The following is a 15,008-nucleotide window of genomic DNA, read 5'->3' as shown; positions in this document are numbered from 1 at the left end:
CGCTCAATATAGTCGGCGCGATGTTGCGGAGGAAGTAGCGCAGCCGGACCGAAAAATGCAGCTGATTGAAATGCGGGCTCTCCGACATCGCGGGGTTTACGCGAACTCGCGAGGCGGCGCTCTGACTGTCTCATTTCCGACTATGCGTGATAGCTCATTGAAAAATAAAAGATTTGCGTTTGCGTCGCGGCAACGTGATGTTTGCTCGTCGTAAAGCAGGAGAATGGAAGGTGTAAGAAGCGCAAATGTCACGACAACGCGTCAATAAACAAAACAGAAAGCTCTTCGCGTTGATTCGCAACGCGAGTGGAGATGGCGTTGGGTTCATGCCACAACCTGGCAATAGCCGAGATTGACGTCTTGTTCTTCTCTATGAGATCACGCGCGCGGAGGCTGTCGTTGTCGTTGCATCGCATAGAAGCAGTACTTTTCTGCTTTCTCGCGTCATCACTTCGCGGAAGTCGTTGGCGACTCATAGTGCTACCGACTACCGATTCCAATTTGTTTCTTTTCGCATCTAAACAAATTATTGCGTGCGACCGTAGGAGATAGCGGCACACGGTCGAATCGGTTTGCGGCGCCGCCTGTCATTCCTTGTGCCATCGGTTCGAGCGCGGTGTCGAGCGTCATCGAGTTGGACGTGCGAGCGCATCGGAGAGCCGCCGATATCGCTGATCCTTGTGGTTAACCCGCGATTTCCTGTCATTCACCGTCTGGCTAACGTCGCGTCAAAATCCGGCGAGCCTGTGCGAGCGCACCGCCGCGACCAGAAGAACGAAGACGTTTCTAAAAGCCGAAGTAATAAAAGAGGAGATTTGAATCGATGAAGGTGAAGAAGACATGCGTCACGCATCGTGAATGCGTGATGCGCACCGCGAGCACATGCGCGGGCCCAATAGTGGACCGTGACAACCACGCAGGAGAACAAGTATGAGAACACTGCAACCCCTGAAGTTGCTGTCGCGCATCAAGGCGCGCGGCGTTTCACTGCTGACGTTCGTCGGCGTTTGCGCGACGGCCGCGATCGTCGCCGCATGCGGCGGCGGTAGCGGTGGCGGCACGCTCACGTACACGCCATTGGCAGCCGTGCAACCGGTCGTCGATTGCTCGAAGCTCGCTTCAATCGATATCACCGACATCGGCGGCGCCGGTAGTACGATTACCTCGGCGACCGTGACCAACGCAACGGTCAACGGCGCGACGGTCGCGTTCTGTACGGTGAAGGGCACGCTCGCTCCGTCGAACACGTTCGAAGTCGCTCTGCCGGTCAGCACATGGACGCAGCGCTTCGCGGAACTCGGTTGCGGCGGTCTGTGCGGCAACCTGAGCGACCCGACCCGGCAAAGCTCGTTCAGCTTCTCCTACCAGTGCCCGCTCGTGCAGCAGGGCGGCTTTGTGACGGCGGCGACCGACATGGGTCACTCGGGCCAGGATTCGAGCTGGACCACGGACCCGCAAAAGCAGGCTGACTTCGCGTATCGCGGTCAGCACATCACGACGCTCGCCGCGAAAAAACTGATCAAGGCTTACTACGGACAGACGCAGAAGTATTCGTACTTCATCGGCTGCTCGGACGGCGGCCGCGAAGCGCTGATGGCCGCGCAACGTTACCCGACCGACTACGACGGTATCGTCGCGGGCGCGCCGGCTGCGCACTTCCAGATCCAGAACTCGCTGTATCACGGCTGGAGCGTGAAGTCGCAAAGCACGACCGGCACCAGCGCCGGCAATGCGATTCTGTATGCCGACAAGGCGACGCTGCTGCACAAAGCTGTCGCGGCGGCGTGCGGCGGCGGCAGCGGCGCGGCCGATGGCCTGATCGCCGATCCGCGTACCTGCCATTTCGATCCCGCGACGATCCAGTGCGCGAGCGGCGCGACGAGCACCAGCAACTGCCTGACCGCGGCTGAAGTCACGACAGCGAAGGCCATTTACAGCGGTCCGACCGATGCGACGACCGGCGAGTACATGCTCGCGGGTTCGCCGCAGTACGGTTCGGAAGCGAACTGGGTTGGCGTCGAAGTGCCGACGTCGAACTCGACGGATGCACCGGTTTCCGTGACGAAGCTGTTCAGCTATTCGATCGTGACGGGCGCGTACAACCTGATCTTCACGGGCTCGCCGACGATGCCGACCATCGACACCTTCGGCTACCAGGACGCCAGCTTCTACCCGACTTATCTGAAGGCGAACCATCCGTTCATCGACGCGACGAGCCCGGACCTGTCCGCGTTCAACGCTGCCGGCGGCAAGCTGATCCTGTGGCACGGCTGGGCGGATCAGCACATCTCGCCGCTGTTTACGATCCAGTACTACGAGGCGATGCAGAACACGATGGGCACGTCGAGCGTCGACCAGTTCGCGCGGCTGTATCTGGTGCCGGGCGTCGGCCACTGCGGTGGCGGCGAAGGCAACCCGAATATCGACCTCGTGTCGAAGATCACCAACTGGGTCGAAGAATCCAAGGTGCCGACTTCGGTGATGACGTATCAGACCGATTCGTCGAACAACGTAACGGCTTCGCGTCCGGTCTATCCGTACCCGGCGGTCGCGAAGTACACCGGTTCGGGCGACTGGCACGACGGCGCGAACTACACGCAAGGCGCACCGCTCTACACGGCAGCCTCGCGTACGTGGGCGGGTTCGAGCTTCTACACGCCTTATACGCCGGCGACGCGCGGTGTCGCGGCGCCCTGAACCGGGTCTCGCACAGAGCGCTAACTGAGTACGAGCCGGTCCGCGAGGCCGGCTCATTCCGAAGCTGCATGGCCGTGGCATGGTCATCCGCTTTTTCTTTTGAGCCCTTTTGTCGTGGGGCAAATCCGCTGCCAGCGCGGCGCATTCACGTCGATCGCAAAAGCGGGGCGTCGCGCTGCCGTTCTATGCGAGTTCGTTCCCGCGTCATCTGTTTTGTTTATCAGTTGGCGTACCAACTGGCGTTCGGCAAGGCCGCTTCGAAGGGCGGTGGGCCTAGGTCGAACGCCGGTCCGGTGCCGCTTTGCGCGAATCGGACAGACTTCGACGATGCTATGCGGAACGCTGAAAGTGCGGATACTCGCTTCGACCATATGGTTAACCCGCGCTTTGGCCCGCGAAGGACGAAACGTACCGTCACGCCAGTTGTTTGAGTAGGGCGTGCAGGGGCCCCATCGCCACGATGGTTACGACGCACTTTGCGAAGCAACCCGCGTCGAGCGCGCGATGAGGCCATTGAAGGAGACAGGAGAGTTTTGATGAGTACTACCAGCGGTAACAGAATTGATATCAAGAAGTTCATCGATGAACGGCCGATCTCGCCCTACCAGTGGCTGCTGGTAGTGCTGTGTTTTCTGATCGTGACCGCCGATGGCATGGACGTCGCGATCATGGGTTTCGTCGCACCGTCCATCATTCATGATTGGGGTATTTCGCGTCCCGAATTCGGTCTCGTGATGAGTGCGGCGCCGATCGGTCTCGTGATTGGCGCATTGTTCGCGGGTCCGGCATCGGACCGCATCGGCCGCAAGTGGGTGCTGATTACGTCGGTGTTTCTGTTCGGCGTGTTTACGATCGCGACTGCGTTCACGCAATCGTCGTTTTCGATGGCGGCGCTGCGTCTGTTGAGCGGTGTCGGCCTCGGCGCGGCGATGCCGAACTCGACGACGCTGCTGTCCGAGTACGCACCGCAACGCAAGCGCGCGCTGCTGATCACCGTGATGTTCACGGGCTTCAATCTCGGCTCGGCATTGATCGGCTTCGCGGCCGGCTGGCTGATTCCGGTTCACGGCTGGCGCTCGGTGCTGATTTTCGGCGGCGCGCTGCCGCTCGTGCTGATCCCGTTCCAGATCTGGCTGCTGCCCGAGTCGGCCCGTTTGCTCGCGGTGCGCGGCGCGCCTGCGCAGCGTATCGGCAAGGTGCTCGGCCGGGTGTGCGGCGTGCGTTTCACCGGCAATGAAGTGTTCGTGTCGAACGAACCGCCGCTGCCGACGCGCAAGCCGATCGGCGTGCTGTTCTCGCAAGGCTATGGCTCGATGACGATCGCGCTGTGGGTCACGTATTTCATGGGCCTGCTCGTGATTTATCTGCTGACCGGCTGGCTGCCGACGCTGATGAAGGATGCGGGTCTGTCGGTCACCACCGCGGCCAACATCACGGCGATGTTCCAGATCGGCGGCACGATCGGCGCGGTGCTGGTCGGCTGGGTCATGGACAAGGCGCGTCCGGCGCCGGTCATCAGCGCCGCGTATATCGGCGGCGCAGTGTGCGTGCTCGGGCTCGGCTACATCGGCGCGATGTCGTCGTCGCTCGCATTGCTGGTGTTTGCCGCGGGCTTCTGCATGAGCGGCGCGCAAACCGGTCTGAACGCATTTGCGCCCGGCCGCTACCCGACCGTTGCGCGTGCGACCGGTGTGAGCTGGATGCTCGGCATGGGCCGCTTCGGCAGCATCTTCGGCTCGGCGATCGGCGGCGCGCTGCTCGGCTTCGGCTGGCAGTTCGGCGCGATCCTCGCCATGCTTGCGATCCCCGCTACGCTCGCCGCGATCGCCATCCTGGTGAGCCAGCGCGCGGGCGGCACCGGTACGGCTGCGCAGCCGAATACCGCGCATTGACGCACGCAGGTACGTGGCGCGCGTGCGGTTCGCGCGCGCCGCTGGTTAAATTCATCTACTGAGGAATCACGGTGATCATCGACATTCACGGCCACTACACCACCGCGCCCAAAGCGTTGGAGGCGTGGCGTAACCGCCAGATCGCAGGCATCAAGAGTCCGTCCGAGATGCCGGCGGTGTCGGAATTGCAGATCAGCGACGACGAGCTGCGCGAGTCGATCGAAAACAACCAGTTGAAACTGATGCGTGAGCGTGGCCTCGATCTGACGATCTTCAGTCCGCGTGCGAGCTTCATGGCGCATCACATCGGTGACTTCGAAGTCTCCAGCACGTGGGCCGCGATCTGCAATGAACTGTGCTTTCGCGTGAGCCAGCTGTTTCCCGAGAACTTCGTGCCGGCCGCGATGCTGCCGCAAAGTCCGGGTGTCGATCCGGCCACCTGTATTCCTGAACTCGTCAAATGCGTCGAGCAGTACGGCAATGTCGCGATCAACCTGAATCCCGATCCATCGGGCGGCCACTGGACCAGCCCGCCGCTGTCGGACCGCTCGTGGTACCCGATCTACGAGAAGATGGTCGAGTACGACATTCCCGCGATGATTCACGTAAGCACGAGCTGCAATGCGTGCTTCCACACCACCGGTTCGCACTACCTGAATGCGGATACCACCGCGTTCATGCAGTGCCTGACCTCGGACCTGTTCCGTGATTTCCCGACGCTGCGGTTCGTAATTCCGCACGGCGGCGGCGCGGTGCCGTATCACTGGGGTCGTTTCCGCGGCCTCGCGCAGGAAATGAAGAAGCCGTTGCTGAAGGACCATCTGCTGAACAACGTGTTTTTCGACACCTGTGTCTATCATCAGCCGGGCATCGATCTGCTCACGCGCGTGATTCCCGTGGACAACATCCTGTTCGCGAGCGAGATGATCGGCGCGGTGCGCGGCATCGATCCGGAAACCGGCCACTATTTCGATGACACGAAGCGCTACGTTGAAGCCGCGGATATGAATCCGGAGCAGCGCTACAAGATCTACGAAGGCAACGCGCGGCGCGTCTATCCGCGTCTCGATGCCTTGCTGAAAACGAAGGGGCTGTAATCATGTATGAAATCGGAGTCGTGTATCGCAACATCCAGCGCGCGGATGCGGACGTGGCCGCGAAACTCGGCGCGCTCGGTTCGGCCACCGTGCATGAAGCCATGGGCCGCACGGGCTTGCTCCAGCCGTATATGCGTCCGATCTATACCGGCGCGCGCGCGAGCGGCACGGCCGTCACGGTGCTGCTGCAACCGGGCGACAACTGGATGCTGCACGTCGCGGCCGAACAGATCCGGCCGGGCGACGTCGTCGTCGCAGGGGTCACCGCGGAGAGCACCGACGGCTACTTCGGCGATCTGCTTGCAACCAGCTTCCAGGCGCGCGGCGCGCATGCGCTGATCATCGACGCCGGTGTGCGCGACGTCGGCGTGCTGACCGAAATGAACTTCCCGGTCTGGAGCAAGGCGATTTCCGCGAAGGGCACGGTCAAGGCGACGCTCGGCTCGGTGAACATTCCGGTCGTGTGTGCGGGCGCACTGGTCACGCCGGGCGACGTCGTCGTTGCCGATGACGACGGCGTGGTCGTGGTGCCGGCGGCCGCCGCGCAAGCGGTGCTCGACAAGGCCGCGGCGCGCGAGGCGAACGAAGCCGAGAAGCGCGCGAAACTCGCCTCCGGTGTGCTGGGTCTCGATATGTACAACATGCGCGGGCCGCTCGAGCAGGCTGGACTGCGTTACAAGGACTGACACGCGTGGTCGCAGAGATCAATGGTCAAGCCGTGCGCGCGCCGATCACCGGCATTTCGTCGATGGCCACGCGCCAGGTGCTCGCCGAACTCGCCGCGTCGTACGAGCGGCGCACCGGTCAGGGCGTCACGATCGAATCGGTCGGCGGCGTCGATGCGGCGCGCCGGGTCGAGGATGACGAAGTCTTCGATATCGTCGTGCTCGCAGCAGACGCGATCGAGCGGCTCATGGTGACGGGTTGCGTCGAAGCGGCGAGCCGCGTTGGGCTCGCGCGCTCGGGCATCGCGGTCGCGGTCGCGGCCGGAGCGACACACCCGGACATCGCGACCGAAGCGGCGCTGCGCGACGCGATTCTCGGTGCGCGCAGCATCGGTTACTCGACGGGGCCGAGCGGCACGCATCTGCTGAAGCTGTTCGAACGCTGGGGCATTGCCGGGCAGATCGCTTCGCGTATCGTGAAGGCGCCGCCGGGTGTGCCGGTCGGCACGCTCGTCGCGCGCGGAGAAGTCGCGCTCGGCTTTCAGCAGATGAGCGAATTGATTCACGTGCCCGGTATCGACGTGCTCGGCGAGCTTCCTGCCGCCATCCAGTCCACCACGACTTTCACCGCCGCGATCTGCACGGCGGCGCGCCACCGCGAAGCGGCGCAGGCGTTGCTGACGTTTCTGGTCTCGCGCGAGGCCGACGGCGCAAAGCTGCAAAACGGCATGTCGCCGGCTTGATGGGGGAGCGGCGCGCGCCGCCCCGGCTCGATGGTGGAATCCAAACGCCGCGAATGAAAGCGGATTCAAGCCATCAGCTTGCCCCACTCGTAATCGATACTGTCCGGCGTGAAGGGCAGCACGCCTGCACCGGGCGTAAATGTCAGTTCACCGAAATAAACGCGGTCGTCCGGCGCGTACAGGTCCACTCGCACATAGTCGAAGTCTTCGCACAGACGGACCGCGATATCGAGCACGGCATCCAGATTCGGCGGGCGCGGACCTGGTGCCCCACTGCGCTTGTAGTCGCCGATTGCGATATCGAGGTGATTCCAGTCGACGTCGTACACGTCGCCGTGCGTAGCGGTGCCGAACCGGTCGGAGATCACGAGGATATAGATTATCGGCCCCCCAGGCCGACCGCCGAAGCAGTGCATCTTGAGATCCGCCGGAATCTGGCCGCGCTGATCGAGCAGCAGCTTCTCGAAGAAGACGCGAGGCTCGATCGACCGATAGTGCCGCTCGCGCCCAACGTAATAGAATTCGGTGCGCAACCACTGGTCGGCAAGCTTCTGCAGCTTGTCGAACGAGGTCTCCGATTTGTTTCTCACCACTTCGACGAAGCTGCTGCCGTGATTGGCTTTCATTACGAAAGCATCGGGCAGCGCGTCGAACACTTCGGGCGTGAATACATCGGGCGCTGCGATCAGCGGTATCAAATGCTTGTCACCGATCTTCCGGGCAATATAGTTCCGCACCAGCAGCTTGTCGGTCAGCTCGATATAGCGAGGATCAGGGTGAAGATTGCGCTGCAGGATCTTCTCATTGAACGTCACTGGACGAATCAGATTAGGATAACGGCCAGTGCGTTTGTGATGTAACAGGCTTAGGAAAAGGGCATCCGGCAATAAGGTTTTCGCCGCTTCCTTGATCTTTCTCACGGTAGATGGCGCTTGCTTCTGCGCGAAATGCGCGCCTGCGCGCAGGCCCGGCCGCTCGCAGGACGCAGCCACGGCACTGTCAACGGATTGTAGGGCGGCCACGTTTTCCGGCGCGACGGCCACGTCCTCCGCGGCCAGTTCGGCGGTTTTGATGATCGTCATGTTCTTATCCCTTTTGCGGTCGAGCCGACGAGTCGTGCTCGGAGTAACAGGGAATTGAAATCAAAGCGTCAGCGGCGCTTGCCGCAACATCTCGGTCGCGGCACTCCAGCTTTCCTCCGGTGTCAGCCAGCGTTCTTCCGCGTCCACATGCTGTTGCGCGCGGAATTGCGTCGGCGACATGCCATAGCGCTCCTTGAATAGCCGCCCGAGCCGATTACCGTCGCCCATTCCGCAGCGACGCGCGATCTTATCGACCGGCAAATCGGTGTTCTTCAGCATCGAGCGAACGATCTCGAAGCGTGTGCGCAGCAGATATTCGAGTGGCGTCATGCCGAACTCGCATTTGAAACGGCGCTGAAAATTGCGCTTGCTCATTGCCACCGACTCGGCCGCCTGGGCAACCGAAATAGCCTTGCTGTAGTTCTCCTTGATCCAGCGCGCCGATTCGCGAATCTTCTCGGTCGTCGTCGTGATATTGACGTCGTCGAGCTCCGAACGGCTCCTCTCGGCGTAGCCGGTTTGCAGGATGCGGCCGATTTTGCGGGCCGTGTCGGTATTGATGTCGCGTTCGATCTGCGCGAGCGCGAGATCGGTCGGCGTCACATTGCTTTGCGTGCGCGCGGCATCACCGCTGTCGTCGAACAGAAAAATCGGCACGATCGATTGCAGCGGATCGTTGCAGACGACGGCGAGATTCGCACCCTGTTGCATGCCGAAAGATGCGATCGATCCTTGCAGTGAGATCCACGACAGAAACCGATCGTTGGATTCCGCCACTTCGCTGACGTCGCGGCAGGCCACGAAGAACGCGTGGAAATCCGCGAGGCAATAACGTTCGAGGCCTTGCGTCCAGATCGATATGCCCGAAGAACTGGTCACCAGACCACCGCCATCGGATACCACGGTAAACCGGTATGGCGCCTCTTCGCCAGCCGTTCTCTTGAACTCATTGGCAAGCCGGAACGCGTCGCCGATCGCGCCGGTACTTGCCATCGAACAATCCTGAAAGACGAATAGACCAATGTGCTTCATCACGCCAGCTTCTCCAGACAGGAAAATCTACGCATTGAGATTAGCGCATCGAATTCTGTCGGACGAGCTTGGCCGGCATGCGCGGGTGTTTTGGCGTAATCGTCAAGATTCGAGAAATTCTTACCTCACTATTCGCTAAATTGCGTGCTACTAATTAACGTTGGGCGGAATTTTTTTCCAGCACGATTAGCGCGATTTTTGCAGGCGACAAGCCAAGGCATCGGCGGAATGCGCCGAGCAGCGTGGATTCGGCACGATTTGCGGGATATCAACGGCATTCTTTGCACGCGAACCGCCCATTTGGCGTTCTGTCGCGATGTTCGGCGGCTATCGTATAACTCTGTTACAGCAATTGCAGATCGCAACAAGGCTTTCCAGCATCTGTTTCATTTGTAAAAGGCTCCGCATTATCGGCCAATAGCACCTTACTTTGGGCCGCCGGCGAATGCCCCGATCCTTTGCGGACTATGCTTCACCGCAACATCGAGAGAGAAATTGTCAATCGCGGATTACGTGAATGGCGGGTACCGCATTCGCTGATTCGTGAGAAGAACAATCGGCAATGCCGCGGTGGATAAGCAATAGGTGTGTAGCCTTCCGTGGTTCGAGAGGTCCCGAACACGGCTCCCCGACCTAACCCGACACAGCACGTCGCTTCGCCGTGCTGCCAGCCAATCCAGGGTCTATCCGGCCGGCGGCATAAATAGCGACGTGGCGACGCAAAGCGATCGTCGATCGCTTTGTTTCATCAACCTGCAAGGATCAGACCGGTGGATTACTATCCGCAAAACTCGCTCTATCCCGCTGTTGATACCGAGCGCAGACAACTCAGTGCCAGCGGGATGCTTACGCTAATGCGTGACCACATCTGGGAGATCGTGGTGACGACGGTCGTCGTCCTCACGCTCGCGGTCGCGTATCTTCTGATTGCCACCCCCATCTATTCCGCTGACGTAATCGTTCGTGTGGACCCGCCCGAGCCGAATGCGCTCGGACTTGCGTTGCAAAACCAGGAACTGTTGCCGCCTCCGACGCCGTCGTCGGTAACGGAAATGGCGGTGATGGAAAGCCGGTCGGTGTTGCAGCCGGTGATCGACCAGTTCCGTTTCGACATTTCGGTAAAACCGCACAAGCTTCCGGTGCTCGGCGACATCGCCGAAAAATTTGCTACACCGGGACAGCCTTCGGCGCCGTGGCTCGGCCTGAAATCGTATGCATGGGGCGGTGAGCGCGTGCAGATCGCGGCGCTCGACGTGCCGCGCGAACTCGAGGAAGAGAAGCTGACCTTGACCGCGCTCGACAATGGCGGGTTCGAATTGCATGGCCCGTCCGGCGAGTTGCTGGCGAGTGGCACGGTCGGCATGCCGGTCAAGCAGAACGGCGTGTCGATGCTCGTGAAGGAACTCGCTGCGCGGCCCGGCACGAAATTCGAAGTGATCCGCTGGAATGAACTCGATGCGATCAAGCGCTTCGAGAGTCTGATCAAGATCGGCGACAAGGTGAAAGACTCGGGGTTGCTGCAAATCCAGTACCGCGACAAGAGTCCGGACAAAGCCGCTGCCGTCGCCAATGCATTGGGGCAGCAATACCTCGCCTCCGCGGTGGCGAGCCGACAATCGAACGACACGCAGACGCTCGCGTTCATTAACGGCGAACTCCCGCGTCTACTCGCCGATCTGCGAAAAGCCGAGGAAGCGCTGAAGAGCTTCCGCTCGAACTCGCAATCGATGCAGCCGACCAACGAGGCGCAAGCCTATTTGCAGGGCGGCCTCGATCTCGACAAGCAGATCGCGACGTTGCAATTGCAGCGCACGCAAATGCTCGAGCGCTATACGCCGCAGAGCCGCTGGGTGCAGAACATCGACGAGCAACTGGCGCAATTGAAAGAAGCGAAAGCGAAATTCTCCGACCATTTCAACGGCATGCCGGCGTCGGAGCGCGAGAGCGTCGATCTGATCCGCGCGCAGAAGGTGGCTGAAACGGTGTATCTCGGCATGGTCCAGAAGGCTGAGCAATTGCAGGTGCGCCGCGCCAGCACGACGGGCGGTGCGCATATTCTCGATCCGGCGATGAGACCGCATATGCCGGTCATGCCGCAGCCGATTCTCGTGCTCGGCGGCGGATTGGTGCTCGGTCTCGTGTCCGGCGTCGTGTTGGTCTTCATGCGCCGCCACGTGATGATCGGCGTGACCGACCCGCGCTACGTCGAGCGCCAGATGAGCGTGCCGGTGTTTGGCGAGATTCTGTTCAGCCATCAGCAAGTGCTGCTCGATCGCGATGCGACCGCAGGCCGAAAATCTCTGCCGCCAGCGACCGGGCGTGCCCATCCGCCGCTGCAGAAGAGTCTGCACGAGATTCAGCTCGATAAGGGCATTCCGAACAGGATTCTCGCCGCGCGCTTTCCACACGACGCGTCGGTCGAAGCGCTGCGCAGCGTACGTACCGCCGTCACGCGCGATCTCGCGCATGCACGCAACAACATCGTCATGGTCATCGGCCCCACGCCGTCCGCCGGCAAGAGCTTCGTCGCCGCAAATCTGGCGATCCTGCACGCGGAAGTCGGTCAGCGTGTGGTGCTGATCGATGCCGATATGCGGCGTGGCCATCTCGCCTCGCTGTTCAACGAGAGCAATCGTGGAGGCCTATCCGAAGTGCTGTCCGAACGCTTGCCGCTGCGCAATGCGTTGCGCTCCACCCGCATCGACGGATTGACGTTCCTGTCGTGCGGCGTGCGCCCGGAGAATCCCGCCGCGCTGCTGATGAAGCCGCGCCTGAAGGATGTTCTTGAGCGGCTGTCGAGCCAGTTCGATCTGGTGATCATCGATACGCCGCCTTTCCTCGCGGTCACCGACGCCTCGATCGTCGCGAACGAGGCGGGCGCATCCCTGCTCGTGCTGCGCTCTGGTATGCAGAGCGAGGAGGAGATCGCCGACACGATCAGAAAGGTGGAACGCGCGGAAGGGCGCATCGCGGGCGCGGTGTTCAACGGCATACCGCTGCGTCGAAGCACGAAGAATTACGGCTACGAAACGAACTATGCCAGCGATTTCGGCGAAAACGACGCCGGGCAGCAAGCGCCGCGAGGCGCCTGAGCGTGTGGGGACCTCAACGCGGTAATGCGCGTTCGCGATGGCGTAAAACGGAGAACCAGATGGCCTTTGCAATCAACGGAAAGTTTACTTCGCAGTCCATCACGGGGGTTCAACGCGTGGCGTATGAGCTGACGAGGGCCATGCAGATGCGTGCCGCGCCCGGTGACGAACCGGAATTGTTCGTGCCACAAAATGCAGTCGAGCCCGGGGCGCTGCTCAGACCGCAGCGGCGCTTTCCGTGGCTGCGTGGCACGTTGTGGGAGCAGATCACGCTGCCGATCGCTGCTCGCGGGATCACGCTGCTCAGTCTGTGCAATACGAATCCGCTGTTCAAGCACAGTCAGGTCGTGATGGTTCACGACATGGCCGTCTTCGACGTGCCGCAAGGCTTTTCGAGGAAATTCCGGCTCTGGTATCGCATCGTCTTCACGCTATTGCCGCGCACGCATCCGATCGTTCTGACGGTGTCGACGTATTCGAAAATGCGGATCTGCCATCACCTGAAGATCGACGAATCGCGTGTGAAAGTGGTGGCGCCCGGCGCGGATCATCTCGACCGGATCGTGGCCGACCCGTCGGTGCTGCAACGGCTCGAATTGAACAAGGACGCGTATTGCGTGATCGTCGGCAGTCTCGACCCGCGCAAGAATCTGCGCGGCGTGCTGGACGCAATCGCGCGGCTCGGGCATCTGCGCGACGTGAAATTCGTCATCGTGGGAAAACAGTATCCGCGCATCTTCAGCAGTGCGGGCGTCGAGCATCCGCTGCAGTCGCGGCAGGTGGTGTGGGCCGGATTCGTGTCCGACGAGGAGCTGAAGGGGCTCTACGAGAACGCTGGATGCCTCGTGTTTCCGTCGTTGTACGAAGGCTTCGGCCTGCCGCCACTGGAAGCGATGTATTGCGGCTGTCCGGTGATCGCGTCGGCGCGTACGTCGATACCGGAAGCGTGCGGGAATGCCGCGATGTACTGCGACGCGGCCTCCGCGGACGACATCGCCGCAAAGATCGAGCAGATGATGAGCGACGCCGATCTGCGCCAGCAATACCGCAGCGCTGGGCTGCTGCATGCGCGCGAGTTTCGCTGGGAGCGCGCGGCGCAACAGGTGCTTGAAATCCTCGATGTAAAGACCGGCGAGCGGCTGCCTGAACTGGCACCGCGCGCGTCAGCGAGCTAGGCGATGGATGGCGACGAACATGGATCGCATGAAGACCCGTGCTGGCAGAAGACGTGCGTTGCGCACACTCGCCGCGTTGGCGGCGGGCGCGGCCGCGCCATTGTCGGATATCAGGCCCGCTCTCGCGTTGGTACAGGACCCTGCGCACGCGCGCGCGCGCGGCCGCATGATGAGCGATCTGATCGGCGTGAACGGCTGGGCCGGATCGGTTGCCGACATCGAGATGTGGCGAGCGATGGGCATCAGCTGGGGTCGCGACTCGGTCGGCCCGGGCCAACCTGATCGGCGCGGCGAGCCGATGCGCATCGACAAAACCAGCTCGGCGTACGATGTCGACCTGCCGTCCAGACTGTTGCGAAATGAACGCAATGGAATCGGTTCGCTGCTGATGCTCGGCTTTACGCCGAGATGGAATGCGAGCGTGCCGGGCGAAAACAATTCGGCACCCGTCGACGTGGATGCATGGAAGCAGTACGTCGACGCGGTGGTCCGCAAGTATTCGGCGCCGCCTTATAACCTGCGCTATTTCCAGATCTGGAACGAGGCGGCTGGAAAATTGTCCGGCGGCTTGCAGCAGTCGGTGTTCTGGCGCGGCCCAGGGTTCAGCAAGGACGAAAAACGCTCGAAACCGTATGAACGCGCGATGCAGGATTACGTCGAGCGGGTTCATATTCCGGCCGCCCGCATCATTCGCAGTTATCACGCGTACGTGGTGTATGGCGGCTGGCCCGACCAGGGCGGCCTCGATAACTTCTACCGCTGGCTCGAATACCGCAGTCCGGAATTGAAAGAGCGCATGCTCGATTGGGTCGACTACATAGACACGCACTATTTGCCGGTCGCCGACATGGAACCGCTGTACCAGAGGTACGTGAAGAACGGTCCCGCGCGCGGCATCTGGCAAACCGAGATCGGCAACGAGTACATCAAAGACCCGCACTATTTGCCGCGCTATTTCTTCGACTTCGCGGTGTGGGCGCTCGGCAGGAATTGGGACGATCCGAACAAGTACGTCTCGATGATCTATCACTGGGAGGGCTATGAACCCTATCGTCTCACGCACCCCGGTCCGCCTGAACGAACCTACAACGTTTCCGGTCGAAGCTTGGTCGTGTTGCGACAAACCGTGGGTGGGCATCTGGCGAGTTTTTCGAAGCCGCTGCAATGCGGTCCGGGTGTTGCTGCAAATGCTTTGGTTTCCGGCAACGACCTGGTGATGCAGGTGAGCAGCAGCGCGGGCTGGCAGAACATTTCCATCGGCGGGCTGCAGGCGCTGCGCTCGCATGCGATAAAGGCCGATTTCATCGACGCGGTGAGTGGCGAGGCGAGCGCACCGGACAATGTTGCATTGAGTTGGGACAACGATTTGATGAACGTGCGATTCAAGGTACCCGACAAGGTGAATGGTGCTGGCAACAATCCGCCCAAACATCTGGCTTATCTGGTGGTTCGGAGTGCGGCGCAGGCAGTGGCATAGCGAGAATTCGCGAACTTTACGGCCGCCGGGAGCCGGCGGACCGAACCTGATGGATA

10 protein-coding genes are annotated in these 15,008 nt (G+C 61.2%); 8 read left to right on the top strand and 2 right to left on the bottom strand.

The genetic code is table 11. From position 1 onward, the window contains the following. Positions 1–930 precede the first annotated feature (930 nt). From AB3X86_RS17350 to AB3X86_RS17330, 5 genes are all read left to right on the top strand, one after another. Positions 931–2,697 carry a tannase/feruloyl esterase family alpha/beta hydrolase gene (locus AB3X86_RS17350; protein WP_368596906.1) on the top strand — a complete coding sequence of 589 codons (1,767 nt, stop codon included), beginning with the start codon at positions 931–933 and terminating at the stop codon, positions 2,695–2,697. 536 nt (positions 2,698–3,233) lie between these two features. After that, on the top strand, positions 3,234–4,589 hold the full coding sequence (locus AB3X86_RS17345; RefSeq protein WP_368596905.1) for an MFS transporter: 1,356 nt from the start codon (positions 3,234–3,236) through the stop codon (positions 4,587–4,589). A gap of 71 nt (positions 4,590–4,660) precedes the next feature. Beyond that, positions 4,661–5,686 carry an amidohydrolase family protein gene (locus AB3X86_RS17340; protein ID WP_368596904.1) on the top strand — a complete coding sequence of 342 codons (1,026 nt, stop codon included), beginning with the start codon at positions 4,661–4,663 and terminating at the stop codon, positions 5,684–5,686. A 2-nt stretch (positions 5,687–5,688) separates the two neighbouring features. Beyond that, the gene (gene ligK / locus AB3X86_RS17335) at positions 5,689–6,372 is read left to right on the top strand and encodes a 4-carboxy-4-hydroxy-2-oxoadipate aldolase/oxaloacetate decarboxylase (protein WP_176120638.1); all 684 of its coding nucleotides are present in this window, start codon (positions 5,689–5,691) and stop codon (positions 6,370–6,372) included. 5 nt (positions 6,373–6,377) lie between these two features. Next, positions 6,378–7,094: a substrate-binding domain-containing protein gene (locus AB3X86_RS17330; RefSeq protein WP_368596903.1), complete on the top strand. Its 717-nt coding sequence runs from the start codon at positions 6,378–6,380 to the stop codon at positions 7,092–7,094. A gap of 65 nt (positions 7,095–7,159) precedes the next feature. Here the strand turns inward: AB3X86_RS17330 and AB3X86_RS17325 are convergent, their stop codons facing one another. Both AB3X86_RS17325 and AB3X86_RS17320 read right to left on the bottom strand, forming a co-directional pair. Further along, complete coding sequence (locus AB3X86_RS17325; protein ID WP_368596902.1) at positions 7,160–8,176, bottom strand: ATP-grasp fold amidoligase family protein; 1,017 nt, start codon at positions 8,174–8,176, stop codon at positions 7,160–7,162. Positions 8,177–8,236: 60 nt separating this feature from the next. Next, positions 8,237–9,169, bottom strand: a complete 933-nt coding sequence (locus AB3X86_RS17320; RefSeq protein WP_368596901.1) for a GlxA family transcriptional regulator — start codon at positions 9,167–9,169, stop codon at positions 8,237–8,239. 809 nt (positions 9,170–9,978) lie between these two features. On the opposite strand from AB3X86_RS17320, the gene AB3X86_RS17315 reads away from it, so the two are divergent. Genes AB3X86_RS17315 through AB3X86_RS17305 form a run of 3 tightly spaced genes read left to right on the top strand, consistent with a single transcriptional unit; the run spans position 9,979 to position 14,952 of the window. Next, positions 9,979–12,300 (top strand): polysaccharide biosynthesis tyrosine autokinase, encoded by a 2,322-nt coding sequence (locus AB3X86_RS17315; RefSeq protein WP_176379634.1) that lies wholly within the window; start codon positions 9,979–9,981, stop codon positions 12,298–12,300. 59 nt (positions 12,301–12,359) lie between these two features. After that, entirely contained in the window at positions 12,360–13,475 is a 1,116-nt protein-coding gene (locus tag AB3X86_RS17310; RefSeq protein WP_368596900.1) for a glycosyltransferase family 4 protein, read from the top strand. 7 nt (positions 13,476–13,482) lie between these two features. Beyond that, complete coding sequence (locus AB3X86_RS17305) at positions 13,483–14,952, top strand: hypothetical protein (RefSeq protein WP_368596899.1); 1,470 nt, start codon at positions 13,483–13,485, stop codon at positions 14,950–14,952. Positions 14,953–15,008 lie beyond the last annotated feature (56 nt).

Source organism: Paraburkholderia sp. BR14374, from assembly GCF_040948685.1.
GTDB lineage: Bacteria > Pseudomonadota > Gammaproteobacteria > Burkholderiales > Burkholderiaceae > Paraburkholderia > Paraburkholderia youngii.
The sequence above is the reverse complement of the archived record's forward strand: the minus strand, read 5'-3'. Positions and strand labels throughout refer to the sequence as shown.

What these genes read in the sequence shown, in the direction of transcription:
- AB3X86_RS17325 (WP_368596902.1), bottom strand. Translation starts at nt 8,176, where the DNA reads ATGACGATCATCAAAACCGCCGAACTGGCCGCGGAGGACGTGGCCGTC.
- ligK (WP_176120638.1), top strand. Translation starts at nt 5,689, where the DNA reads ATGTATGAAATCGGAGTCGTGTATCGCAACATCCAGCGCGCGGATGCG.
- AB3X86_RS17350 (WP_368596906.1), top strand. Translation starts at nt 931, where the DNA reads ATGAGAACACTGCAACCCCTGAAGTTGCTGTCGCGCATCAAGGCGCGC.
- AB3X86_RS17345 (WP_368596905.1), top strand. Translation starts at nt 3,234, where the DNA reads ATGAGTACTACCAGCGGTAACAGAATTGATATCAAGAAGTTCATCGAT.
- AB3X86_RS17305 (WP_368596899.1), top strand. Translation starts at nt 13,483, where the DNA reads ATGGCGACGAACATGGATCGCATGAAGACCCGTGCTGGCAGAAGACGT.
- AB3X86_RS17310 (WP_368596900.1), top strand. Translation starts at nt 12,360, where the DNA reads ATGGCCTTTGCAATCAACGGAAAGTTTACTTCGCAGTCCATCACGGGG.
- AB3X86_RS17320 (WP_368596901.1), bottom strand. Translation starts at nt 9,169, where the DNA reads ATGGCAAGTACCGGCGCGATCGGCGACGCGTTCCGGCTTGCCAATGAG.